The organism is Microcoleus sp. LAD1_D5, from assembly GCF_036702115.1.
Lineage (GTDB): Bacteria > Cyanobacteriota > Cyanobacteriia > Cyanobacteriales > Microcoleaceae > Microcoleus.
Genome location: NZ_JAUBSA010000007.1, coordinates 80,990 through 103,996, shown reverse-complemented (window position 1 = coordinate 103,996; position 23,007 = coordinate 80,990). Strand labels below are relative to the sequence as shown.

Annotated in this window: 14 protein-coding genes, 1 tRNA gene and 2 CRISPR repeat arrays; of the genes, 8 read left to right on the top strand and 7 right to left on the bottom strand. The window is 45.8% G+C overall.

The features are described from left to right. Genes QUA70_RS05585 through QUA70_RS05575 form a run of 3 tightly spaced genes read left to right on the top strand, consistent with a single transcriptional unit; the run spans nucleotide 1 to nucleotide 1,445 of the window. A complete protein-coding gene (locus tag QUA70_RS05585) occupies nucleotides 1–678 on the top strand; it encodes a phage tail protein (protein ID WP_333345411.1) in 678 nt (225 codons plus the stop codon). A gap of 51 nt (nucleotides 679–729) precedes the next feature. Then, the gene (locus QUA70_RS05580; RefSeq protein ID WP_333345413.1) at nucleotides 730–1,029 is read left to right on the top strand and encodes a hypothetical protein; all 300 of its coding nucleotides are present in this window, start codon (nucleotides 730–732) and stop codon (nucleotides 1,027–1,029) included. Then, nucleotides 1,026–1,445 (top strand): PIN domain-containing protein, encoded by a 420-nt coding sequence (locus tag QUA70_RS05575; RefSeq protein WP_333345415.1) that lies wholly within the window; start codon nucleotides 1,026–1,028, stop codon nucleotides 1,443–1,445. The genes QUA70_RS05580 and QUA70_RS05575 overlap by 4 nt, the downstream gene beginning before the upstream one ends. A 13-nt stretch (nucleotides 1,446–1,458) precedes the next feature. On the opposite strand, the gene QUA70_RS05570 is transcribed toward QUA70_RS05575, so the two are convergent. Continuing rightward, nucleotides 1,459–2,532 (bottom strand): DMT family transporter, encoded by a 1,074-nt coding sequence (locus QUA70_RS05570; RefSeq protein WP_333345416.1) that lies wholly within the window; start codon nucleotides 2,530–2,532, stop codon nucleotides 1,459–1,461. 271 nt (nucleotides 2,533–2,803) lie between these two features. On the opposite strand from QUA70_RS05570, the gene sppA reads away from it, so the two are divergent. After that, nucleotides 2,804–3,622, top strand: coding sequence for a signal peptide peptidase SppA (gene sppA / locus QUA70_RS05565; protein WP_333141974.1), 819 nt, complete (start codon nucleotides 2,804–2,806; stop codon nucleotides 3,620–3,622). Between the two features lie 271 nt (nucleotides 3,623–3,893). Continuing rightward, nucleotides 3,894–4,301 (top strand): chorismate mutase, encoded by a 408-nt coding sequence (gene aroH / locus QUA70_RS05560; protein ID WP_333345418.1) that lies wholly within the window; start codon nucleotides 3,894–3,896, stop codon nucleotides 4,299–4,301. A 516-nt stretch (nucleotides 4,302–4,817) separates the two neighbouring features. Then, nucleotides 4,818–8,739: a CRISPR direct-repeat array (repeat unit 36 nt; unit sequence GTCTCCTTTACCACTTCCCCGCGAGGGGATTGAAAC). A gap of 55 nt (nucleotides 8,740–8,794) precedes the next feature. Here aroH and QUA70_RS05555 read toward each other — a convergent pair. Together QUA70_RS05555 and crtR are read right to left on the bottom strand one after the other, a co-directional pair. After that, nucleotides 8,795–9,641 (bottom strand): IS5 family transposase gene (locus QUA70_RS05555; RefSeq protein ID WP_333325883.1). Its coding sequence is split into 2 segments (ribosomal slippage): nucleotides 8,795–8,893 and nucleotides 8,895–9,641, totalling 846 coding nucleotides; the frame shifts between segments, so codons are not numbered across the junction. Between the two features lie 64 nt (nucleotides 9,642–9,705). Continuing rightward, nucleotides 9,706–10,833: direct repeats of the CRISPR family, unit length 36 nt; unit sequence GTCTCCTTTACCACTTCCCCGCGAGGGGATTGAAAC. A 612-nt stretch (nucleotides 10,834–11,445) separates the two neighbouring features. Beyond that, nucleotides 11,446–12,336, bottom strand: a complete 891-nt coding sequence (crtR, locus tag QUA70_RS05550) for a beta-carotene hydroxylase (protein ID WP_333325881.1) — start codon at nucleotides 12,334–12,336, stop codon at nucleotides 11,446–11,448. Nucleotides 12,337–12,768: 432 nt separating this feature from the next. Here crtR and pyk point away from each other — a divergent pair, with 432 nt between their 5' ends. The 3 genes from pyk to QUA70_RS05535 all read left to right on the top strand — a co-directional run bounded on the left by pyk (nucleotide 12,769) and on the right by QUA70_RS05535 (nucleotide 17,731). After that, nucleotides 12,769–14,556, top strand: coding sequence for a pyruvate kinase (gene pyk, locus QUA70_RS05545; RefSeq protein WP_333325878.1), 1,788 nt, complete (start codon nucleotides 12,769–12,771; stop codon nucleotides 14,554–14,556). Between the two features lie 94 nt (nucleotides 14,557–14,650). Continuing rightward, nucleotides 14,651–14,722 (top strand) — tRNA-Thr (locus tag QUA70_RS05540). Between the two features lie 528 nt (nucleotides 14,723–15,250). Next, nucleotides 15,251–17,731: a protein kinase domain-containing protein gene (locus QUA70_RS05535; protein ID WP_333345420.1), complete on the top strand. Its 2,481-nt coding sequence runs from the start codon at nucleotides 15,251–15,253 to the stop codon at nucleotides 17,729–17,731. Between the two features lie 11 nt (nucleotides 17,732–17,742). Here QUA70_RS05535 and QUA70_RS05530 read toward each other — a convergent pair whose 3' ends face one another. From QUA70_RS05530 to QUA70_RS05515, 4 genes are all read right to left on the bottom strand, one after another. Next, nucleotides 17,743–18,801 (bottom strand): potassium channel protein, encoded by a 1,059-nt coding sequence (locus tag QUA70_RS05530; protein WP_333345422.1) that lies wholly within the window; start codon nucleotides 18,799–18,801, stop codon nucleotides 17,743–17,745. Nucleotides 18,802–18,942: 141 nt separating this feature from the next. After that, a complete protein-coding gene (locus tag QUA70_RS05525) occupies nucleotides 18,943–21,762 on the bottom strand; it encodes an AAA-like domain-containing protein (RefSeq protein ID WP_333345424.1) in 2,820 nt (939 codons plus the stop codon). A gap of 19 nt (nucleotides 21,763–21,781) precedes the next feature. Then, entirely contained in the window at nucleotides 21,782–22,300 is a 519-nt protein-coding gene (locus QUA70_RS05520; protein ID WP_333345426.1) for a type IV pilin-like G/H family protein, read from the bottom strand. Nucleotides 22,301–22,416: 116 nt separating this feature from the next. Next, entirely contained in the window at nucleotides 22,417–22,977 is a 561-nt protein-coding gene (locus QUA70_RS05515) for an SPFH domain-containing protein (protein ID WP_333345428.1), read from the bottom strand. Nucleotides 22,978–23,007: the final 30 nt, after the last annotated feature.

The window sequence follows — 23,007 nt, the reverse complement described above, 5'->3', positions numbered from 1 at the left end:
ATGATTAGTTTTGGATTGGTTACAGAGGGACTTACTGACCAGATTGTTATTGAGAATATTTTAGCTGGATATTTCAAGAGTCCAGATTTAGATATCAGACAACTTCAACCAGAAAGAGATAAAGACAATGAAAATAAATCCACATACGGCGGCTGGACTCTAGTTTTTGATTATTGTAAGTCAAGAGATTTTCAAGAAGCATTGCAATTTATTGACTATATCATTATCCAAATAGATACGGATGTTTCAGAAGATTATAATATTACCAAGCAAGATAAAAACGGTGAATTTACTCCTCAGCAGTTAATTGAAAAAGTTATTGAAAAGTTTAGGGGTGCAAGCGGCGATGATTTTTACAGCAAATATCAACAAAAAATTATATTTGCAATCTCCGTACATTCTATTGAGTGTTGGTTGCTTCCACTATATTATACCGACAACAAGAAAAAATCTAAATTTAAGAACTGTCTCGATACTTTAAATCGGGAAGTTCAGAAAAAACACAATTTTACGATCGACGCTAATGCTAAAAATCCTGAATATTATCGAGTAATTTCCGAACAATATCGCAAGCATAAAGTTTTGATGAAGCATTACTCAGAAAATCCCAGTTTAAAAACTTTTATAGAAGAGATTCAAAGCAGAGATATTAAGATTGGTGGTGAAGAGGATTGGTAATGAAGCAAGTTATTATGTCATATAATAGAAACATAGTTACCGGAGATTACCATGCAAGCATACAAACTTAGAGGTAAAATCGATGCAACTGGCAACTTGGTAGTTGTGGAACCTGTGAATATGCCGCCGGGAGATGTAGAAATCATCGTCTTGCAGCTACCTGATACGGTTAAACAAGCCAGCGCGTCAGAAAATGCGATCGCACCTGAAGCACCTAAAAAAAAGTTTAAAACTAACGTGAAGGCATTTCAAGGTTTATTCGATCGAGATGCTGTACCGGAACCGCTGGATTTTGACGATCCAGACAAACAAGCAAAATGGGAATATTTAAAGGAAAAACATAACTTGTGAAAATCCTGATAGACACCAATATAATAGTAGATGTTGCGCTCGAACGAGAACCTTTCTTTGCTGAGAGCGATCGCATTTTAACTTTTGTTGAAGAAGCACAAATTCAAGGCTATATTTCAGCCTCAACTTTTAGCGACCTTTACTATATTATCCGCAGAGACAGAGGCCGCGATTGGACGCTGGATTTTTTGCGGCAGCTAGCCACATTTTGTCAAGTCGCAACAGTGGATAACTCTGTTATTTCAATGGCATTAACTTGCAACTTCAAGGATTTTGAAGATGCGATTCAGTACAGCACTGCTGTAATCAATCGAATTGATGCCATTGTCACCCGCAACCCGCGAGATTTTCCGGTTACTACTTCTAGGATTGTAACTCCAAATCAGTTAATTCTTGAATTAACTGATTCTCCCTAAATTTCTCAAAGCGCTAAACTTCTGATTCCAATTCGCTAACCCGCAACTGCACGGGTAATTCTACAGAATTTAACTCAGACGACTCTAACAATCCTGTTGCTTCAACTTCTGCACTCGCTTTACCGTGCCGCACTTTTCGCAATTTATCACCCAAAGTATCCCGCTGGTTAATCAAATAAATACTAACCAAAGTCAGCCCAACTCCCATCGATTGCAGCGGATTCAACACTTCGCCCAAGAACAAATTGCCGAATAGCAAAGCAAATACAGGCGTAAGAAAGGTAAGAGAACTTAAACTGGTTAGACTGCCACTCGAAGCAAAATAAAAGAATAAACCGTAGGCGATCGCACTTCCGAACACAGTAGAATAACCTAACGCCATCCAGCCGGAAAAATCGATATTCACAAACTGTTCAGACTCAGTTGCAGCCGAAATGGCCAACAGCGGCAAACCGCCCAAAATCATGTGCCAACCAGTCGCCACCACCGGGTCAACATAACGGCAAACCCAGCGCACCAAAACCGTACCCACAGCCATAGACAAAGCAGCCAACAGCATCAACCATTCTCCACCCTGAAACAACTGTTCGATACCCCCAGAAACCTGCGCGTTTTCAGGATGAAAAAGCCCCAAAATCCAGCCATCGGGCAACCCGATCAAACTGATGCCCGCAACGCCAATAACTAATCCCAACCAGCCCCAAAAACCAATTTTTTCTTGAAACAGCCACAAACACAAAATCGCCACAGCTAGCGGTTGAGAATCAATCATGACCGAACCCAAACCCGCACCGGTTCTCGCCAAACCTTCGGCTAAAAAGCCTTGAAACAAAGTAGCGTCAACCAAAGCAAACAGGGAAATCCACAGCCAAGCTTTCCAGCCCTGCGGCTGCGGTTTTCCCATGAATGCCGCCGCCAGCAGCACCAACACGCCCGCAGGTACTAAACGCACGACAGCCACAAACAGCGGTGTTGTGTGCGGCATCACCCCCTTCATCGCTACCATCGCGGTTCCCCACAGGAAAAACGGCGCAATGAGCAACAGCGGGGCAAAAGGCAGTTTTGAATCGGTAAGTTTTAGCTGCATGGCGGAGACTCCAAATAATTGATGAGAGTGGCTCTCACGAGAATGATGTAGTTTTGTTAAGCAATTTTTACAATTATATATCGCTGTTGAGTTAAATTCGATCGCACAAACCTTGATCGGCCATTAGGAACAGGCAAGATGCCTGTTCCACAAAATCAAGGTGTAACAGGCATCTTGCCTGTTGCTAAATGGCACAGCATCTACCCCGATGAATAAGGCACACTATAAGAAGTTAGCTACAAAAATCCGTAACATTGCCTGTACACTGCCCATGATTTGGCCATTCAAGCCCCGCTACCGCAAACAAATAGCCCGTATCGAAATCACCGGAGCCATTGCCGGAGAAACCCGCAAACGAGTCCTAGAAGCTCTCAAAACCGTTGAAGAACGCAAATTTCCAGCCTTGCTGCTGCGGATAGACAGCCCCGGCGGCACTGTCGGCGATTCCCAGGAAATTTACAGCGCGCTCAAGCGTTTGCGCGAAAAAGTCAAAATTGTCGCCAGTTTCGGCAATATTTCAGCTTCTGGCGGAGTTTACATCGGCATGGGAGCCGAGCATATCGTTGCTAATCCCGGTACAATTACCGGCAGCATTGGCGTGATTATCCGGGGTAACAATTTAGAACGGCTGTTAGAAAAAGTAGGCGTTTCTTTTCAGGTGATTAAATCGGGGCCGTATAAAGATATCTTGGCATTCGATCGCGAATTGACCGATCCGGAACAGCAAATTCTGCAAGACTTGATCGACACCAGCTACCAGCAATTCGTGGAAACCGTTGCGGAAGCCCGGAACTTGGCTGTTGAGAAAGTGAAAAGTTTTGCCGACGGTCGCGTTTTTACCGGTCAGCAAGCCTTAGAATTGGGTTTGGTCGATCGACTGGGAACAGAAGAGGACGCTCGTCGCCTTGCCGCCGAACTCGCAGGCCTCGACCCGGAAAAAACCGAGTCTTGTACGCTAGAAAAACAAAAACCTTTCCTAAATCGCGTCTTGGGGAGTAGTCTGGATATATCCGGGCTTTCAGCTTACAATAATTTGCTGGAATTCGAGCTTTCTACTAGCGGTTTGCCGCTGTGGATGTATCGCCCGTGATTAAATAAATTAGTCATTGGTTAGGAGTCAGTAGTCATTAGTTACTCCCTGGATGATTGGGCGATTGAAATCAGTTGACCTCAAACTCAAATGTGGCGCTTCGCCCGTCCTAAGCGCTTCGCGCTGGCTTCGCCTACGAGTTTGAGGTCAAACTAGACAAACGAAGTCCACTCAAGCGGGGACTAAGAAATAAAGTGGGTATTTAAGCCTAATTTAGTATGACTAATAACTAATGACTAATGACTAATGACTAACGACTAATAACAAAAATATGGAGGAAATTTGCGTGGAGTGGCAAGTGCGGGGGATTCGTGGGGCAACTACTGCTAGCGAGAATTCGGTGGCAGCAATTCGAGAAGCGGTGAAAGAATTATTAGATGAATTAGAAGCAAAAAATGATATAAATCCAGAATTAATTATTAGTGCTACGTTTTCTGCTACTCGTGATTTAGATGCTGTGTTTCCGGCTGCGATCGCCCGCGAACGTCCCCACTGGTGTAATGTTCCTTTGTTGGACGTACAGCAAATGCACGTTGAGGGTGCTTTGGAACGCTGCATCCGCTTTTTAATTCACGTTAACTGGCCGGCACATACTGAAATTTATCATCCTTATTTGCGGGGAGCTCAAAATTTGCGCCCCGATAGGAATTTAGCGGTGGCGGTGGCTGGGGAAAATTAGACTTGGCGATTGTAAAAGTCGATCGCCCCGACAACTCAAAAGGTCAAACACTCCTAGACTCACGGGCCCCCAGAAACCGGGTTTTTTCCTCAGAAGACGCCTTACAGCCGACGAAAACCGCAAAAACCCGGTTTCTGGGTTTTTGTCGATCGCCCCGACAACTCAAAAAAGGCTCTCGTCGGATTTGACTCTCATTCTTGTTGACAAGTTGCAGGTTAAGGTGTATGGTAAGTTTGCGAGTTGCAAAGCTCGATCGCTCCAGAACGTTGAAAATTGCATAGTTTTTTTTTGGATCTGCGGCTAGTTTCAGTGTCGCAGATGGGCAATCGACGCACCTCGGGCGATCGGCAAAACCCTGATTTTTTCGTTGGGGTGCGTCGATTACTCTGATACCAAGGGTTACGGCTTGCAAGCAACTGAGCTTATTGCAGGTTTTAGGGTCTTATTGACAGGTAAAAAATGGTGCGTCGATTTGAGGCTTGAAACCCTTTCTGGGTAAGGCTCCCTGGCCGAACAGTCTCCTTTACCACTTCCCCGCGAGGGGATTGAAACTAACAGGGGAAGCAAGACCAAACATGGTTAAGCTAGAGTCTCCTTTACCACTTCCCCGCGAGGGGATTGAAACGGTATCGTTACCTTTCCCAGAGCGCATGTAATCATCGTCTCCTTTACCACTTCCCCGCGAGGGGATTGAAACTTTCACTACATCATAGCCTCTAATTTTTCAAAAAGCGTCTCCTTTACCACTTCCCCGCGAGGGGATTGAAACGTTAGGTTTGAGTTGCACAGATGAGCTGTTTTTCTGTCTCCTTTACCACTTCCCCGCGAGGGGATTGAAACTTGTGGGTGCTGGCGTAGGAGCCATTGTTCCAGTCTCCTTTACCACTTCCCCGCGAGGGGATTGAAACCTTTTAACACTGAACTGGAGGACAGTGAAGCAATTGTCTCCTTTACCACTTCCCCGCGAGGGGATTGAAACCCTAAATGATCCAATTGAAGCTAATTCAAGTACTGTGTGTCTCCTTTACCACTTCCCCGCGAGGGGATTGAAACGGTCTTGGTTTGACTTGTCCGGGTCTTTCCGGATACCGTCTCCTTTACCACTTCCCCGCGAGGGGATTGAAACCTCTTTCGTTACTTTGAGCTGCTAAACTACTTGGAAAAATAAGTCTCCTTTACCACTTCCCCGCGAGGGGATTGAAACGTTCAGATCCAGTGAGAATGAACTCACGGACAGTCTCCTTTACCACTTCCCCGCGAGGGGATTGAAACTTCTACATCGCCACTTCCGGTCACAATATATGACTTACGTCTCCTTTACCACTTCCCCGCGAGGGGATTGAAACTTTAGAATGTCGTTCCCTTGGTCTCCACTGACGTTGTCGTGTCTCCTTTACCACTTCCCCGCGAGGGGATTGAAACGTTCCAGTCGTAGGAGCTGGAGTAGTTGCACCACCGCGAGTCTCCTTTACCACTTCCCCGCGAGGGGATTGAAACGTGATGACTGGTGCAGACACAGGATCGGCCCAAAAGTCTCCTTTACCACTTCCCCGCGAGGGGATTGAAACGACAGTTACAGCTGGTTGTCCAAATAGCCTGCCAAGTCTCCTTTACCACTTCCCCGCGAGGGGATTGAAACTTGAATGGATTGGACAGCGTTGGGTCCGCTAATGTTCATGTCTCCTTTACCACTTCCCCGCGAGGGGATTGAAACTTTAACCTTTCCGCCATCACTTGTGCGGGAGTCCACTTGTGTCTCCTTTACCACTTCCCCGCGAGGGGATTGAAACGTTTTGCGACTAGTCGAAGGGAAGCTTTGCCGGAGTATCTCGTCTCCTTTACCACTTCCCCGCGAGGGGATTGAAACAATTCGGCTCCTCGTACAGTGGCTACAACTGCATCTTCGTCTCCTTTACCACTTCCCCGCGAGGGGATTGAAACTTCTTTGTACGTCCCTTTAAAATCCCCCTCTTTAACAGGTCTCCTTTACCACTTCCCCGCGAGGGGATTGAAACGAAAATGTTACCATCATGAATCTCAATGTCAAAAATTCGTCTCCTTTACCACTTCCCCGCGAGGGGATTGAAACTTTTTTAAGCAAGTTTCTTCATCTGAGGATATGGTCTCAAGTCTCCTTTACCACTTCCCCGCGAGGGGATTGAAACGATTATTGGGAGTATCCCCACTTGCCAAAGCAAGTTCGTCTCCTTTACCACTTCCCCGCGAGGGGATTGAAACACTTCCATCGGAGCCATCTGAGCTTTAGCACCAGGAACGTCTCCTTTACCACTTCCCCGCGAGGGGATTGAAACTTTTGGTGTGGTTAGATTTAACTTCTTTGTGGAAACCATTGTCTCCTTTACCACTTCCCCGCGAGGGGATTGAAACTTTAGTAAGTGAAACCCATACACCCCAATACTGTAGAAGTGTCTCCTTTACCACTTCCCCGCGAGGGGATTGAAACAAAAGAGACAATGCTTGAGCTTTTAGCTCTACAGTCTCCTTTACCACTTCCCCGCGAGGGGATTGAAACTCGAAGCTGGAGGAGTTGCCATTGAACCATTTGGGTCGTCTCCTTTACCACTTCCCCGCGAGGGGATTGAAACATTACAGTCATGTTCGGAGCCATTTGTGCAATTGCACTAGTCTCCTTTACCACTTCCCCGCGAGGGGATTGAAACGTTTTTCAAAGTTTAATGGAATGCATCCTGAAACTGAGTCTCCTTTACCACTTCCCCGCGAGGGGATTGAAACTTTTGATGGCAATTGGTGTTGCAGTGTCGTTGTCTCCTTTACCACTTCCCCGCGAGGGGATTGAAACTTTTTGGCTTTCTGTGGGAATTCTAGAATTACCCTATCGTGAGTCTCCTTTACCACTTCCCCGCGAGGGGATTGAAACAGTCCAACACTAGGATTCGAGCCACCTGTGCCTGGAATTGTCTCCTTTACCACTTCCCCGCGAGGGGATTGAAACGAGCTGCGCCACCACCAGTCCATGTGGAAGGTAACGTCTCCTTTACCACTTCCCCGCGAGGGGATTGAAACGAGAGGGGGCAAGTAGAGGTCAGCTAATTATCGGATGATAAGTCTCCTTTACCACTTCCCCGCGAGGGGATTAAAACTTTTCGGTTCTGCTGCTCATTTCTTTCCCGTGCCTTAGGTCTCCTTTACCACTTCCCCGCGAGGGGATTGAAACAAAAAGTACACTTCCCCAGACGGTTATTCCCCATGACCTTAAGGGTCTCCTTTACCACTTCCCCGCGAGGGGATTGAAACTAGAGTATATGCAGAGAAGAATTGTATAAAATTCTGTCTCCTTTACCACTTCCCCGCGAGGGGATTGAAACCATTTAACTCTGGATCAAGGTAAAGCAAAACCTTGGGTCTCCTTTACCACTTCCCCGCGAGGGGATTGAAACCCAACAGCGACAATCTTACCTACCCAATTTCTTCTTGGTCTCCTTTACCACTTCCCCGCGAGGGGATTGAAACGTTCCACCGCTGCCCGGGAATGTCCGAATGGAAGGGTATGGTCTCCTTTACCACTTCCCCGCGAGGGGATTGAAACCAAAGTAGAACTTTTCAAAAAGATACATGTCCCGTCTCCTTTACCACTTCCCCGCGAGGGGATTGAAACTCGGAGCAAATTTGTTTGCTTTCGGAACAATATCGTCTCCTTTACCACTTCCCCGCGAGGGGATTGAAACGAGTTTCTTTCTGACTGCCAACAAAAAGTCCGATTTGTTTGTCTCCTTTACCACTTCCCCGCGAGGGGATTGAAACAATAAGCTGAATTTCACCACTAGGAACTATACCAACTGGAGTGTCTCCTTTACCACTTCCCCGCGAGGGGATTGAAACTTAAGCTTCGCTTCCTCCTGTTTCATCTAGTATGTCTCCTTTACCACTTCCCCGCGAGGGGATTGAAACTTTTTGGTAATCATGCTCGCCCAGGCGGCGAGCAACGTCTCCTTTACCACTTCCCCGCGAGGGGATTGAAACTAAAAAAGGCGTTTGCAACCTTTATGTTCTTCCGAAATGTCTCCTTTACCACTTCCCCGCGAGGGGATTGAAACGTGAAAGTATCTAAACCATTGACTTTAATCATTCCATTGTCTCCTTTACCACTTCCCCGCGAGGGGATTGAAACATTTCATTCACTACTTCCGACATGATTTTTTTCCCTAAACGTCTCCTTTACCACTTCCCCGCGAGGGGATTGAAACTTCCACCACGAAGAGTGTCATTACCAGCACCACGTCTCCTTTACCACTTCCCCGCGAGGGGATTGAAACGTTATTTTTTCCTCTCCTTGTGCTACAACGATGAAAGTCTCCTTTACCACTTCCCCGCGAGGGGATTGAAACTCTCCACGAAGCAAGTCATCTCCAGCTACGCCATTGTCTCCTTTACCACTTCCCCGCGAGGGGATTGAAACTTGGTAGCCATCTTGATTATCTGACATGTTTTTCTATAGACCTCTTGCGAAAGTCTCAGGCGATCTCTAATTTAGTCTTTAAAAAAAGTTCATAATTATAAATACCAGCGATCAAATTAAATCTTAATCCGAAGCGCCTTCTTCGATTCCGATATCAGAGGTGAAAGTATTCTAAATATATTTAAACTTCGATGTATATTTTCAATAATAATTCTCTCTTTTGCTAGTAGGCGATTTAAAACTTTTTCTGCTTGACTCAGTTCTTTATTCTTGGTTTTTTTGATGGGGGTTCTACTATTAGTATGAATCTTTGTGATTCCTTGATAACCTTTATCACCTAAAATTTCAAGTTCTTTATTCATCCCGATTTTGCTTTCTTTAAACAAACTAAAATCATGCGTTTTCCCGTTACTAAAAGCTGTACATATTATTTCGGTACTTTTTGTGTTGGCTAAAACTTGCGATTTTATTGTATGATATTTTTGCTTGCCACTATAATATTTCTTTTGCTTTTTTTGGGGACGCTCTATTTCATGCTCTGACACATCCACCGCTACAGTTTCTATCTCATTTTGACTTTGATAAAGATTTTTTTTGCCAGGTAAGTTAAATAAACCTGAATTTATTAAAGCTTTCTCAGTTTTAATTACAATTCGATAAGCATTTGATTCATTAATACCCCATTTAATTCCCAGATGAAAAAAAGTAGGATATTCTCGCAAATAGGATAATGTCATTAAGATTTGGTCTTCTTCGCACAATTTACTTGGTCTTCCTGATTTTTTTTGAAAAAATTTTTCTGCTTTGACTATTTTTACCATCTCTTTGAATGTCTCTTGATGTAGTCCACAGTACCGTTTAAAGTCGGCGGGGTTTAACTTTTGTACTTGTTCGTAATTCATCTTATGGGAGCTAATTATTTCTTTTATTTTACCTAGAACGAGCGCACTTTCGCAAGAGGTCTTATGTCTCCTTTACCACTTCCCCGCGAGGGGATTGAAACGTAGACATTTAAAACGCCTGTGCCAACGGTCAACCCGAGTCTCCTTTACCACTTCCCCGCGAGGGGATTGAAACTCGTGTGTACCTTGTCCCCACGGGACATAGCAGTAAGTCTCCTTTACCACTTCCCCGCGAGGGGATTGAAACAAGTATTTCATCGCCTTCTCTTGCGACGATTGCATGATTGCAGCAGGTCTCCTTTACCACTTCCCCGCGAGGGGATTGAAACACTTTTAGTTTCCATTTTCTCTCTTCTCCGAAATTTTTAGTCTCCTTTACCACTTCCCCGCGAGGGGATTGAAACATTTTGTCCTCTCCTTAAAGGAAAGGAAGGGCGGTAAGTCTCCTTTACCACTTCCCCGCGAGGGGATTGAAACGTCTAAATCAACAGCGTAATAGCTGTCTCCCCGAAGTCTCCTTTACCACTTCCCCGCGAGGGGATTGAAACAAAAAGTAATTCTTCTCCAAGTTGCAAAGTAATTGTCTCCTTTACCACTTCCCCGCGAGGGGATTGAAACGTTCGGCTTATATTGCTGCCCATTGAAAGCTCCAGGTACTCGTCTCCTTTACCACTTCCCCGCGAGGGGATTGAAACTGATGCCGCCGTCGCGACTGTAGCCTTCTGCTTTATCGTCTCCTTTACCACTTCCCCGCGAGGGGATTGAAACTCGAACGTTACACCGTTTTTGCCCACTTGAGCATCAAGTCTCCTTTACCACTTCCCCGCGAGGGGATTGAAACAGTAAAAAACCCAAACCCTTCAAATTTTGAAATCTGTCTCCTTTACCACTTCCCCGCGAGGGGATTGAAACCGTCTTTTGCGGGGCCGATACGAATTCCGTGTCTCCTTTACCACTTCCCCGCGAGGGGATTAAAACATGGGTGAGTTCCGCAAGCATGTTTGCCGGAAGAACGTCTCCTTTACCACTTCCCCGCGAGGGGATTGAAACTTAAAGATGTAAGAGGGGCAAGGGTGCCCAGTATTGTCTCCTTTACCACTTCCCCGCGAGGGGATTGAAACGATTGGTCGGTCTCCTTGGCTACTGGAGTTTGAGTGTCTCCTTTACCACTTCCCCGCGAGGGGATTGAAACCACATCTGCTTGAAATTTTTCCATTTCTTTGCAACGCCATAATTTATGCACTCCGACCAAAGAAACCGGGTTTTTTACCGAATCTGTGGACTACAACCAAATATTTTCGTAAAAAAACCCGGTTTCTGGGCCCCTACTTAGCTTCTTTACGACTTCCCCAAGAGGCGATTGATATCAAATCCGGTGGCATCGGAATTAATCTTACCCACAGTCAGGAGACGGCAGTGCCTTTCGTCGTGTCAACTTAAGACTGAAAGCCTTGAGAAATTTCGTTTTTAACCGAGTCTAGATCCCCCTAAATCCCCCTTAAGAAGGGGGACTTTGAGCGCCTCCGGTTCCCCCCTTCTTAAGGGAATTACCTGGCTACCTCCTTTCTCATTCAAAACTAATTGGCGGACTTTGAGCGCCTCCGGTTCCCCCCTTCTTAAGGGGGGCTAGGGGGGCTCGACAGCCTAATCGTCAGACAGCAGACCCCTACTACGTTTGACCTTAAGTTGATACCACCAAAGGCAGTGTCGTTTCCCTACTCAAACCATTACCCCCAATTGCATTTGCCTTCTTCCTTCTGCCCTACAAAAAAAACCCGGCCTCTCAAAGAAACCGGGTTTTTGGTCAATCAGACGCTTTCTTGTGATGCAGCCTAATCCCTAAAAAGATGTCATATATAAAATTCCAAAAGTCCTTTTTCCCTTCCAATATTCCTAAACTTTGAGGGGAACCTTTCTCATCCAACAGCGGCTTCACAGCCTCATAAGCAGGCTTGTAATTGTACCAAGGAATAGAAGGCCACAAGTGATGAATCAGATGATAATTCTGCCCCAAAATCAAGATATTTAGAATAGGACTAGGATATACTCTGGCATTTTTCCAACGATCGCGATCGTGAAACGGACGGTGCGGCAAATAATCAAAAAATAACCCCAAGGCTAATCCCACCACCATAGCAGGACAAAACCAAAAATTCAGCACGTAACCTAAATGGTCGTACTGAATCGAGATATACACGATCGTGATCACAAACACACGGCTGAAAAACCATTCCAATAATTCGTATTTCCGCCACAGTTTGCGCTTAAAGAAGAAAATCTCGTGGTAAAAAAACCTCGCAGCAATCAACCACAAAGGCCCGCCGGTCGAAACATAATGGTCTGGATCGTTATCTGGGTCATTGACATGGGCGTGATGCTGCATATGTACCCGCGTAAACACCGGGAAAGCAAAACCCAACATCAGCGCGCTACCGTGTCCCAAAATAGCATTAACTGTGCGATCGCGATGGGCTGCATTATGAGACGCATCGTGAATCACAGTTCCGGCCATGTGCAACGCCAGCACGTTCAGTGAAAAACAGCACCACTGCGGCCACCCCCAACACCAGAAACCCAAGTTAGAAATCACGATAATCGCTACTGCACTCAAAAACAGCAGCAGTGTCGGATTGAAGTCACCGGGAGGACTCAGAAACTCTTTCGGCACTGTCAGTGGCCGTCCTGCCTCCGACATCTTTGTTAAGACTCCTTAATATTTCACACTTGCGTAGTATAAGATACAAGCTGGATAATAGTAAAGTTTTATGAAAGAACTGAGTCCGATCGCCAGAAACTAGCGTCTGCACAAACAGGAAAGTATGGCTGTTGTACAGGGATACCAGTGCTAGATTAGCCAAAAGAGCTCAGCAGACCAAATAAAATAAACGGGTATGTCTGTATTTATGTCAAGCCTGAGAGCGGAAAAATTTGCAAAAAAGAGCGCTCCCCAAGAAAAAATTACCGATCGGTAAAAAGTCAGATATTCTATATATTGTTCAATACCTGCTTTTTTGACGACTATCAAAATTTTTAAGAGTTGAGACTAGCGTCATTGCTTGTAGTGCAAAGATGAAACGTTAGCCGAAATTTAAACAAGAAATCCACCTGCTTCCCCAGAACACCGCTGATGCAATTGCCAAAAGCCCTACGCCGGACTAAAATCGTCGCCACCATTGGCCCAGCAACTTCGGACCCACAAGTGCTGCGCCAGCTTATAGAAGCCGGTGCCACAACTTTGCGACTCAACTTTTCCCACGGAACAGAAGAAGACCACCAGCGCAGCATTCGCTTAATCCGGCAAACATCCTTTGAACTCAACCAGCCGGTTGCCATCCTCCAAGACCTCCAAGGCCCGAAAATTCGTTTAGGGCGCTTTGAGACAGGCTCTATAGTTGTCAAAAACGGCGATCCTTTCATTCTCACAAGCCGCCAGGTTCCAGGTACCGAACTCATTTCTTCCGTCACCTACGACCCCCTAGCAGACGAAGTTCCAGAGGGAGCAGTGATTCTGCTCGACGACGGCAAAGTGGAAATGCTGGTCGAAAAAGTAGACCGCGCGGCGCGGGAATTGTACTGCCGCGTCGTCGTCGGCGGGCCCCTTTCCAACAACAAAGGCGTGAATTTTCCGGGAGTCTACCTGTCAATTAAAGCGCTGACTGATAAAGACCGCAAAGATTTAATGTTCGGCCTCGACCAAGGTGTCGATTGGGTGGCCCTGAGCTTTGTGCGAAATCCCCAGGATATGCTCGAAATTAAAGAGCTGATTGCCAGTGCGGGCAAGCAAGTACCGGTGATTGCCAAGATCGAAAAGCACGAGGCGATCGAACAAATGGAGGAAATTCTCACCCTTTGCAACGGCGTGATGGTCGCCCGTGGCGATTTGGGAGTGGAACTACCCGCCGAAGACGTGCCGATTTTGCAAAAGCGCCTGATTGCTACCTCCAACCGCCTGGGTATTCCGGTGATTACCGCTACCCAGATGCTCGACAGCATGGTGAACAATCCCCGTCCCACCCGCGCCGAGATTTCCGACGTTGCCAACGCGATTCTCGATGGAACTGATGCCGTGATGCTCTCGAATGAAACTGCTGTCGGCAAGTTCCCCGTCGAAGCGGTGGCGACGATGGCGAGAATTGCGGTGCGGATGGAGAGGGAAGGAATTAAGCGGAATATTAGGAATGTAGAAGATATTGGTCGATCGATCCCCAACGGTATCAGCCAAGCAGTCAGCCAAATCTCCGAACAATTGAACGCGGCCGCCATCATGACGCTGACCAAAACCGGCGCCACAGCCCGAAATGTCTCGAAGTTCCGACCCAAAACTCCGATTTTGGCAGTTACTCCTCACGTAGACGTAGCCCGACAACTGCAATTAGTATGGGGAGTAAAACCCTTGCTGGTGTTGGATTTGCCCTCCACCGGCCAGACATTTCACTCTGCCATGACAGTCGCCCAGGAAAAAGAGTTAGTGTGCGACGGAGATTTAGTGGTGATGACCGCCGGTACTCTGCAAGGGGTTGCCGGATCGACGGATTTGATCAAAGTTGAGGTAGTAACAGCAGTTTTAGGCAAAGGCACCGGTGTCGGTTTGGGATCGGTGAGCGGCATGGCCAGGGTTGCTCGCACTGCTGCGGATGTGGCGAATTTCCACGCAGGAGACATTTTGGTAGTGGAGCACACCAGCGTCGCTTTTGTGGAGATGATTCGGAAAGCGGCAGGTGTGGTGACGGAGGAAGACAGTTTGACTTCTCACGCCGCGATTATCGGTTTGCGCTTGGGCGTGCCGGTGATGGTGGGCGTGAAGAATGCCACGCGGATAATTCGGGACGGAACTATGCTGACGCTCGATATGCAGCGGGGTTTAGTTTATTCCGGGGCCAGAGGCGGCTCAACTGACACGGAAGTGACCGTTTAACTGTTGGTGAGCTAGGAGTTGTGAAGTTGTGAATTTAATTCTACAACTCCTTGCTTTTTTCGCTTAGGCTGTGCTATAATTCAAAATTGTCTGTGCCGATGTAGCTCAGGGGTAGAGTATTCGATTCGTAATCGAACGGTCGTGGGTTCAAATCCCACCATCGGCTTGCAATAAAATACCTATTTTCAAGGGTTCTACAGTTTATGAATGCTGTATAACCTTTGTTTTTTCCATGACTTGTCTATGGTTGGTCTATTTTAGTGAGGAATGCAAGTCCTCGGATTTGAATGCGGACTGAAGTCCTCACTACGAACCTATTTCATCGCGGATTTTAAGGAGGACTGAAGTCTTCACTACTAAGCTATTTGATTGCCAATTTTTATGGTTTTTAGTCAGGACTAAAGTCCTCGGATTTTAATAAGGCCTGAAGTCCGAGGCTGCAAACCTATGGCATTGCGGATTTTGTCGATCGGCAAAAATACCAGATTGGGGCTGGCTATTGCTTGTCAAATCCTTGCCAAACGTCAAGGCAAAATTGAGGTAAATTGCTAAAGAGGAAAGGTAACACAATTTGTAATTACTTTGCCGATCGCTAGTGTTTCTAAAACTTAACAGAAACTTAACAGAAATCGCTGTAATTGTGCGGCACAATCAATTTTAACGATCGCAGCCAGTTAGGAATAGCGAAAAATTTATGTGCCTGCAATCAGGATATATCCTGCGCCAACGTTACCAAATTGTCAGTGAATTAGGTCGGGGAGGGTTTGCGAGGACATATACAGCTAGGGATTTAGACATACCCCACGATCGCCTGTGCGTCGTTAAGGAAATTAGGCAGCCAAGCGATCGGCAACTCTTACCAGAAGCACAGCAGCGATTTGAAAGTGAAGTTCGAGCTTTGCACCGATTGGGCAGACACCCGCAGATTCCACAGTTATTCGATAGCTTTGAAGAAAATGACAATTTTTATTTAATTCAAGAATACATTGAAGGACATCCGCTCAGGAAAGAATTCGCTCCAAATATCCAATGGACTCAAGAGCAAGTAATTGAATTTTTGCAGGATATCTTGCCAGTTATCGCTTTTGTTCACAAACACAATGTCATTCACCGCGATATCACTCCTTCTAACTTAATTCGGCGCGATTGCGATCGCCAAATAGTTCTGATTGATTTTGGGGCTGTCAAAGAAATCAGTTCGCTGGAAATAACTGATTCGGGAAAGACTATCAGCAGAACTATTTATACGCAAGGATATTCGCCGGCCGAACAATTTGCTGGTAATCCTCAATTATGTAGCGATATTTACTCTGTAGGTATTGTCGCTATTCAAGCCCTCACAGGCTTGTGTCCTGCTAAAGATTTCCTGACAGATTCCCGGCGGGGCGATATCGTTTGGCGCTACTCGACTCCCGATCGCTCTATGGTACAGATTAGCGCCGGCATGGAAACGATTTTAAACACAATGGTGCGCTACAACTTCCCCAATCGCTACCAATCTGTTGCTGATGTTTTGCAGGATTTGAATTCGATTGCTGATGTTTTGCAGGATTTGAATTCCATCGCCACATTACAGTCGCCACTGTCACAGAATGGGAATGTGCCAGAACAGTTGGAAGACGATCGTTCAATCGCATTCCCACCGCCACCGCCGCCACGCAATCGATTTTCTCGATCGCAGTTTCGCCGATCGCTATTGGGAATTCCAGGAATTATTGCCGCATGTGCGATCGCCCTTTTTCTTGACAACATTCTTACCCCGAAAACTTGTCTTTTAGTGCAAGGTGATGCTTTAAGCTGCGGCGAAGAATCTCTCCTAAAATCCTCGACTCCTCGATTAAAGCAAGCAGGAGTTAATGAATTTGCCAAATCCAATTATCGGGAAGCATTTAATTACTTTAAAAGGTCGTGGCATGAAGAAGAGCGCAAAGATCCCGAAACTTTAATTTACATGAATAATGCCTTATTAAAGGCTAAAAAAGCCGATTATTACACGCTCGCCGTTATCGTTCCCGTTCGCAAAAACGAACAAGGTAGAGCCGAGATCGATTTGCCTAAAGAAATCTTGCGGGGGGTTGCTCAAGCGCAAACGGAAGTAAATTTAAACTTATTCAATTCTGAGAGAGATAGCAACCTAAACGGTTTAGAATTTCAAGAAAATCCAGCTATGAAAGGTAAAGGTTTACAAGTCATAATTGCTGACGATGCCAATCTAAAAGAAGAGTCGATCGCCCGCGCTAATTCCCTAGTCAAACTGGGCGGTGTTTTGGGCGCGATAGGTCACTACACTAACGCAATGACAGCCCATACAGTCGATATTTACAACCAAAATAATTTAGTATTAATTTCCCCCGGCAGTACGACGGAAGCAGCCACAGAAAAACCCCGAAAATTTTTCTTTAGGACTGTGCCTCGGACTAAAGTTAGTGTTGAAGTATTCGCGAAATATCTGATTGAAAAAAAAGGTCAAAGCAAAGTAGCGGGTTTCTACAGCACCAGCAGCGAAGCCACTTCGTCTTTTTGGGAAGAATTTAGAAAACAGTTTAGAGAACGGGGAGGAAATACTGCAAACATCACCGAATTCGATCTGTCACACAGCGACTTTAACGTGAAAAAAGCCATACAAGAAGTCAGGCAAACAGAGAAAACAACGATCGTTTTAAGTCCGAGTCACATCCCGCTCGCCATTAACAATGCTATGGCACTTTTCCAAGCCAATCTCGACCGCAATTGGGTTGTCGGTACCGGGGGAATATACAGTCAAAAAACCTTAGAATCTGCGAGTAAGTTACCGTCTTTTGAGAAAATGGCGGCCGCAGTTTCTTGGCATCATTTAAACTCTCCCAACCGCAAATTCCTTGAGGATACTCGCAAGCTTTGGGAAGGAAATGTCAGTCACCGAACTGCATTAACCTACGATGCGGCTAAGACGCTGATTGAAGCCATAGAAGAGCAGCAGCAACCCAGCCGCGAAGGGATGCAAAAAACTATTGCAAATCCAAATTTTAGCGCCACCGGAGCCACCGGAAAAATTCAGTTTGACAAAACGGGCTCGCGCAAAAATTTTAGTCCGATATTAGTGCATATTGTCAAGTGTTCTAAGGAGAAGTTTGGCGTGACTTTTGTGCCGATCGAATTTCCGACAGCAGCAGCGGCGGGTTTAAACTGCGATTGATCGTACTAATTCTACTTGGGAGGTCGGGGGAGGCGAAAACTCAGGGGACTGAGGATTTGATTGAGAGTTCGCAGTTGTTCGGCAGTGCCCAAACAAATCAGCATATCTCCTCCTTCGATCACAGTTTCTCCGGTAGGCCCGACAATCAAAGTCCCGCCAGCGCGCCGCACCGCTAAAACCAAGGCCCCGGATTGCGATCGCAACTTGGCATTTCTCAAAGTTTGCCCGACGTAGACACAAGTATTAGGATCGATCAAATATTCCTCCATGTAAAAAGAACTATCCGTGCCCGTCAAAACACCGTCTAAAAAATCCATAACTTGAGGCCGCAAAGCAGCCGCCGCCATCCGCTTTCCCCCGGTAATGTAGGGGGATACGACGGCATCGGCGCCGCCGCGCTGCAACTTCTTTACGGCTTCTTCGGTGGTGGCGCGGGCGATCGCCCGTACCTTCGGATTCAGAGTTTTCGCCGACATGACAGTGTATAAATTCTCGGCATCCGAAGGCAAAGCTGCTACTATGCAAATTGCGCGATCGATCCCCACATTCACCAAAGTTTCGTCCAAAGTCGCGTCTCCTTGGACAGCCGTGTACCCCAACGTCAAAGCTGCCTCAACCGACTGCACGGCCGAATCTATCACCACAAAAGAGATATATTCGGCCTGAAATTCCAAGGCAATTTGGCGGCCAGTACGCCCAAAACCGCAGAGAATGTAATGCCCGATCAAAGAATCTACCAATCGCCGCTGCTGCCTAATTCTTGCTCCTTCTTGAAAATATCCTTCAATCAGCGCTTCTGTAAAGCGGTTGACGATGAAACCAATCACAATCACGCCCATCAAAATCAGCCATATGGTAAACATTCGCCCGCGTTGGCCGAGGGGCTGAAGTTCACCGTAGCCCACAGTTGCTAAGGTAATTACTGTCATGTAAGCGGCATCGAGCAAAGACCATTTTTCCACCTGCCAATACCAGAGAGTACCCGTGCAAAAAATGCCGCCAAGGGCGATGACTCCGTTTCTTAAGTCCTTTTGCAGGCGCTGGTACTTTTGTTCTAGAGTTGAATACACCGATCGGGCTGACCTATTACCTGTTAGCTGCTACCAAATTTAACCATATCAGCCTTAGACGCTGGGGGGGGTCAAAAAGTCTGTTTCTGCCTAGATACTTTGCTGCCAAACTCAACATTTTGATTTTTAACCCGGTTTTTTTTACCTGAGTTCTGAGTGAGTTTCAATCCCGTCGCAGAGATGGCGATTGTTTTGATTTGCGATCGGATTTGTCGGAAAATAATTGCGGGCGACATTGCAGCCCTGCACCAGCAAATCGTCAAGATTAAGATTCCACAACATCACCTTACCGTCAGCACTAGCACTAGCGATCGCTTTGCCGTCGGGACTAAAACTCGCACTCCAAACAGCATCCTTGTTATTTTTTAAAGTTTGGAGCAATGTACCGTCAATGTTCCACAGCCTCACCATTTTGTCTGTGCTTGCAGATAGCAACATTTGACTGTCGGGACTAAAGCTGATATTTGTCAATCCACTTGTATGCTTTAAAATACTTAGCGGTGTGCCGTCTTTGCTCCAAATTCTCGCAGTTCCCCCAGCACTTGCGGTCGCCAGCCTTGCTCCGTCTGGACTGAAAGTTACACTCATAATTTTATCACTTTCCATCTGTAAAGTTCGGAGCAATTTGATATCGGTACTTGCTTCGATTGACTGCTTTTTTTGTATTTTTTCCAAAACCTTTCTCAAACTCCAAAGTTTAACAGTGCCATCAGTACCAGCCGCAGCAATTATCTGACCATCTGGGCTAAAACTAGCGCTATTTATCCAACCTCGCTCCACTTTAAAACTTGACAATTCTTCACCGTTTATTTTCCATAGTTTAACTGTTCCATCGGCACTTGATGAAGCAATGATTTTACCATCGGGACTCAAAGAGACGCTTGTTATTTGACCGCTGTGTCCTTTTAAATCATGAATCACTTCGCCATTTATTTGCCAAATTTTGAGAGTTTGATCGTCGCTCGCCGAGACAAGCATCTGACCGCTAGGATGAAAAATTGCACTTCTAATTTTATCAGTATGCCCTGTCAATGTTGCTTGGAAAGTTCCATTAGTTTGCCAAAGTTTGATATAATTATCATCGGTAGCAGTCACAATCGTTTGACTGTCGGGACTGAAACTGGCGAAAGCGAGGGTACTTGCTTGGCTCTGGAAGTGGCGGCGTTCCCGAAAGTGGTAAACTGCCTGTTCGAGGGCGATCGCCACTCGCATCTGAATATCTGAACTCACTCCGAGCGATCCTTTCATTTCTGTAACAGCTCTGATGCTTTCTAGCAAAGCTTCCTCTTTTTTATCGGCGGCAAATAGCGTTTCTGATAGCAAAGTGAGAGTGAGAATTTTGTTGTTTCTTTCCTCAATTGATGGTTTTATCCAAAAAGCAAAAATTAATATTGAAATCAGTAATGCTGAACTTACCGTGAAAACTTGTACTTTCAGTCGTTCTTCGCGCCAGAGTTTAAGTTGAGTAGCTTTTCTAAGTTTTTGCTCTAGGGTTAGTTGTTCTAATAACTGGTTTTCCCGACGCAATAGTTCTATTTCTGCTTGAGTTTGCTGTTCGCGATCGCGCAATTTTGCAAATTCTGCCTCTTGACTAGTGGCTAAAAACTGATAATCTTGGGTACTCAAGCTTTTTCCAGCCGCCCATGCTCGCGCATCTTGCAATGCTTGACCGCGCAACAAGCGAGATTCGTCTTGACAATTTGTAGCTATCCATGCTGTTAGGGATTCGGCATAGGGGCGCAAGTCGCCGAGTGCTTTTTCTACCCAGTTTTGGCTGAATATAGCTGCGTAAATGCGGTTGGATACGGTTAATTTTCCGGCTCGTTTTACTACTAATCCGCTCAGCCGCAATTCTGTTTGTTCGGGAGTATCATCCGCCCCGATTCCCCCTGTCCCCCTTAACAAGGGGGGTTCTGGCACTTCCTCGCCCGTTTTTAAGTAGGTTTGGGGGCGATCAAAGGGTTGCAATATTTTTTGATATAATCCTAATAACCTACTGGCATGGTGCTGATTTCTAAGAAGGCGATCGCGAATTGTTTTGATGTGTACTGGTTCATCGGACGATTCCCAATTATCAATAATATGAGATTGCACTATCTCGCTAATTAATAATTGATTTTTAGTGAAAATTTCAGTCGTGGTTTCATCGGTTGAGTCTGATATAATAGAAGCAGAGGCTAAGCTTTTTACATGGTGCAGAATCAGCTTGCAAAGCTTTTGAGTCAGAAATGGCTGCCCTCCAGTCCAGTCCAAAATCTCTTTTAAAACCTCTTGAGGATTGTCTACTTTTCCCTCAAACCCTTTTGCTAAAGGCAGAGCTTCCTGTAATTGAAAACCGTGCAATTCAATAGCTAAACCGATATTAAATGGCGTGCGAGTTGCATCGCTAATTAAATCCGATGGCGTAGCTACTCCCAGCAATGCAAATGTAATGCGCTGGTATTCTGAATTGTGAGCGCGTTTATTGTAGCAACATCTAATCAATGCAAAGAAATCATCTAGCGGTTCTTGGAAACTCAGAACGCTATCAATTTCATCAATAAAAATGACAAGAGGTTGAGGAAGTTTTGCCAGCAGCAACTCTTCAATTAACTCTCCTAAGCGCTGCACCGGCGACATCAACTCTCTCTCCCGCCACCAAGTCATAAACTCGACTGGGTTAAACAGGTTGAAACTGCACAATAGCTTGTAAGCGACGCCGCCGTACCACTTATCTAGAGAGACTTGCTGGTTGCCAATGTCCGAAAGGTCGATCGTAGCACAGGCAATGCCATCAACCGAGAGCTTTTGTACAGTTCGCACCAGCAAGCTGGATTTGCCCATTTGTCGGGAATTGAGCACGTAACAAAACTCTCCGGCTTTGAGGGCTTGATAAAGTTCAGAGTCAGCTTGTCGCACTACATAAGTAGGTGCATTTTGCGGGAGACTGCCTCCGATTTGATATTGGTAATCGACTGTCATTATCTTGCGTATAGTTAGATTATCTGGTCACTGGTGTTGTTCCTTTACCACAAGCAATTTTACCATTTTCATAGCTGGGTTCCGCTGGTTGAATTGTACCGGGTAAATCAGCTTGGCACAAAATGAACGTTGTAGTTATTTGCTCTTTAGCAGCATTTGGCTCAAAGTTTTTAGCAGGAACTAGAAATACACCGCCCACATAAGTTTTTAAGTTATTTTTCTTGGATACTCCATAATTAAATGCTGCTTTCTTAGTGACACGAATTGAATACTTGAAATTTGTTGTCTCTGTTTTAATGCCAAGCCCTAAAGCATCAAAAGAAGTAGCAAAAGCACTTTTTTCTATAAATAGGGCTTGCTGTGCGCGGTTCATTGAGCCAACATACTGTTTGTTTTCGGATTGCGGTGCCTTCCCACCCTGATTCAGAAATGATGGCAGAGCGATCGCGCCAATTACTCCAATGCCCATTAAAAGCAATAAGCATCCGCAACCGCCATAAGCTGCATTGCTAATACTTGATTCTTGATCTTTAGTCATGGTGTTGTCCCCTTAAATGGTATATACAAGGCGAATTAAAGTCGGCGAGGCAGAGGCTCTGGATGTGCGTTACCAGGCTCTGCCTGGTAACGAGGAAAAGGAGGGAATACTAATCTCTAAGCTCGCAGCTTTTGTACTTCTTTCCGGTCAATGGATGTCGGCTGAACCACTTTACTGCCGATCGCAAAATCGCGCAATTCCACTCTCGTAAACTTCACACCCCAAGGATCTGTCGTTGTATCCAACTCCTCGACTAAAGCATTATTGATTTCATTGCGAGCCGTGTAAAGTTCCTCCAGAGATAATGTCGCAATGTGAGTCCGAATTGAAAGAATCAGCATATTTAACATCGCTTCCTTGAGATTCTGCACCTTGTAGGAAGCTTTTTCTAAGTCAATAATTCGCCAGTAAACAATAAATTCAACGGTGATGGCAAGGCGATCGCGCGTCGTGCATTCTTGCGGTGGCAGGTTTAAAATTTGCTCGCGCAGAGTTTGTTTATAGGCGACTGTTTCGACGAAGGGAATCAAAAAAGTCAAGCCAGGTTCGAGTTTCTTGCGATCGTACTTCCCGAAAATTTCAACTAAGGCCTCATCTCCTTGACGGACAATTTTGACGCTGCTCGCTAAGGATACTCCGGTGATTGCAAACAATACCGTCAACAAATACTGATACATAGTGAATCTCCTGGTAATTTTAAGCTGTGA

Coding starts and splice junctions, on each gene's coding strand:
- QUA70_RS05585 (WP_333345411.1), top strand. CDS start 1: ATGATTAGTTTTGGATTGGTTACAGAGGGACTTACTGACCAGATTGTT.
- QUA70_RS05580 (WP_333345413.1), top strand. CDS start 730: ATGCAAGCATACAAACTTAGAGGTAAAATCGATGCAACTGGCAACTTG.
- QUA70_RS05570 (WP_333345416.1), bottom strand. CDS start 2,532: ATGCAGCTAAAACTTACCGATTCAAAACTGCCTTTTGCCCCGCTGTTG.
- sppA (WP_333141974.1), top strand. CDS start 2,804: ATGATTTGGCCATTCAAGCCCCGCTACCGCAAACAAATAGCCCGTATC.
- aroH (WP_333345418.1), top strand. CDS start 3,894: ATGGAGGAAATTTGCGTGGAGTGGCAAGTGCGGGGGATTCGTGGGGCA.
- crtR (WP_333325881.1), bottom strand. CDS start 12,336: ATGTCGGAGGCAGGACGGCCACTGACAGTGCCGAAAGAGTTTCTGAGT.
- pyk (WP_333325878.1), top strand. CDS start 12,769: ATGCAATTGCCAAAAGCCCTACGCCGGACTAAAATCGTCGCCACCATT.
- QUA70_RS05535 (WP_333345420.1), top strand. CDS start 15,251: ATGTGCCTGCAATCAGGATATATCCTGCGCCAACGTTACCAAATTGTC.
- QUA70_RS05525 (WP_333345424.1), bottom strand. CDS start 21,762: ATGACAGTCGATTACCAATATCAAATCGGAGGCAGTCTCCCGCAAAAT.
- QUA70_RS05520 (WP_333345426.1), bottom strand. CDS start 22,300: ATGACTAAAGATCAAGAATCAAGTATTAGCAATGCAGCTTATGGCGGT.
- QUA70_RS05515 (WP_333345428.1), bottom strand. CDS start 22,977: ATGTATCAGTATTTGTTGACGGTATTGTTTGCAATCACCGGAGTATCC.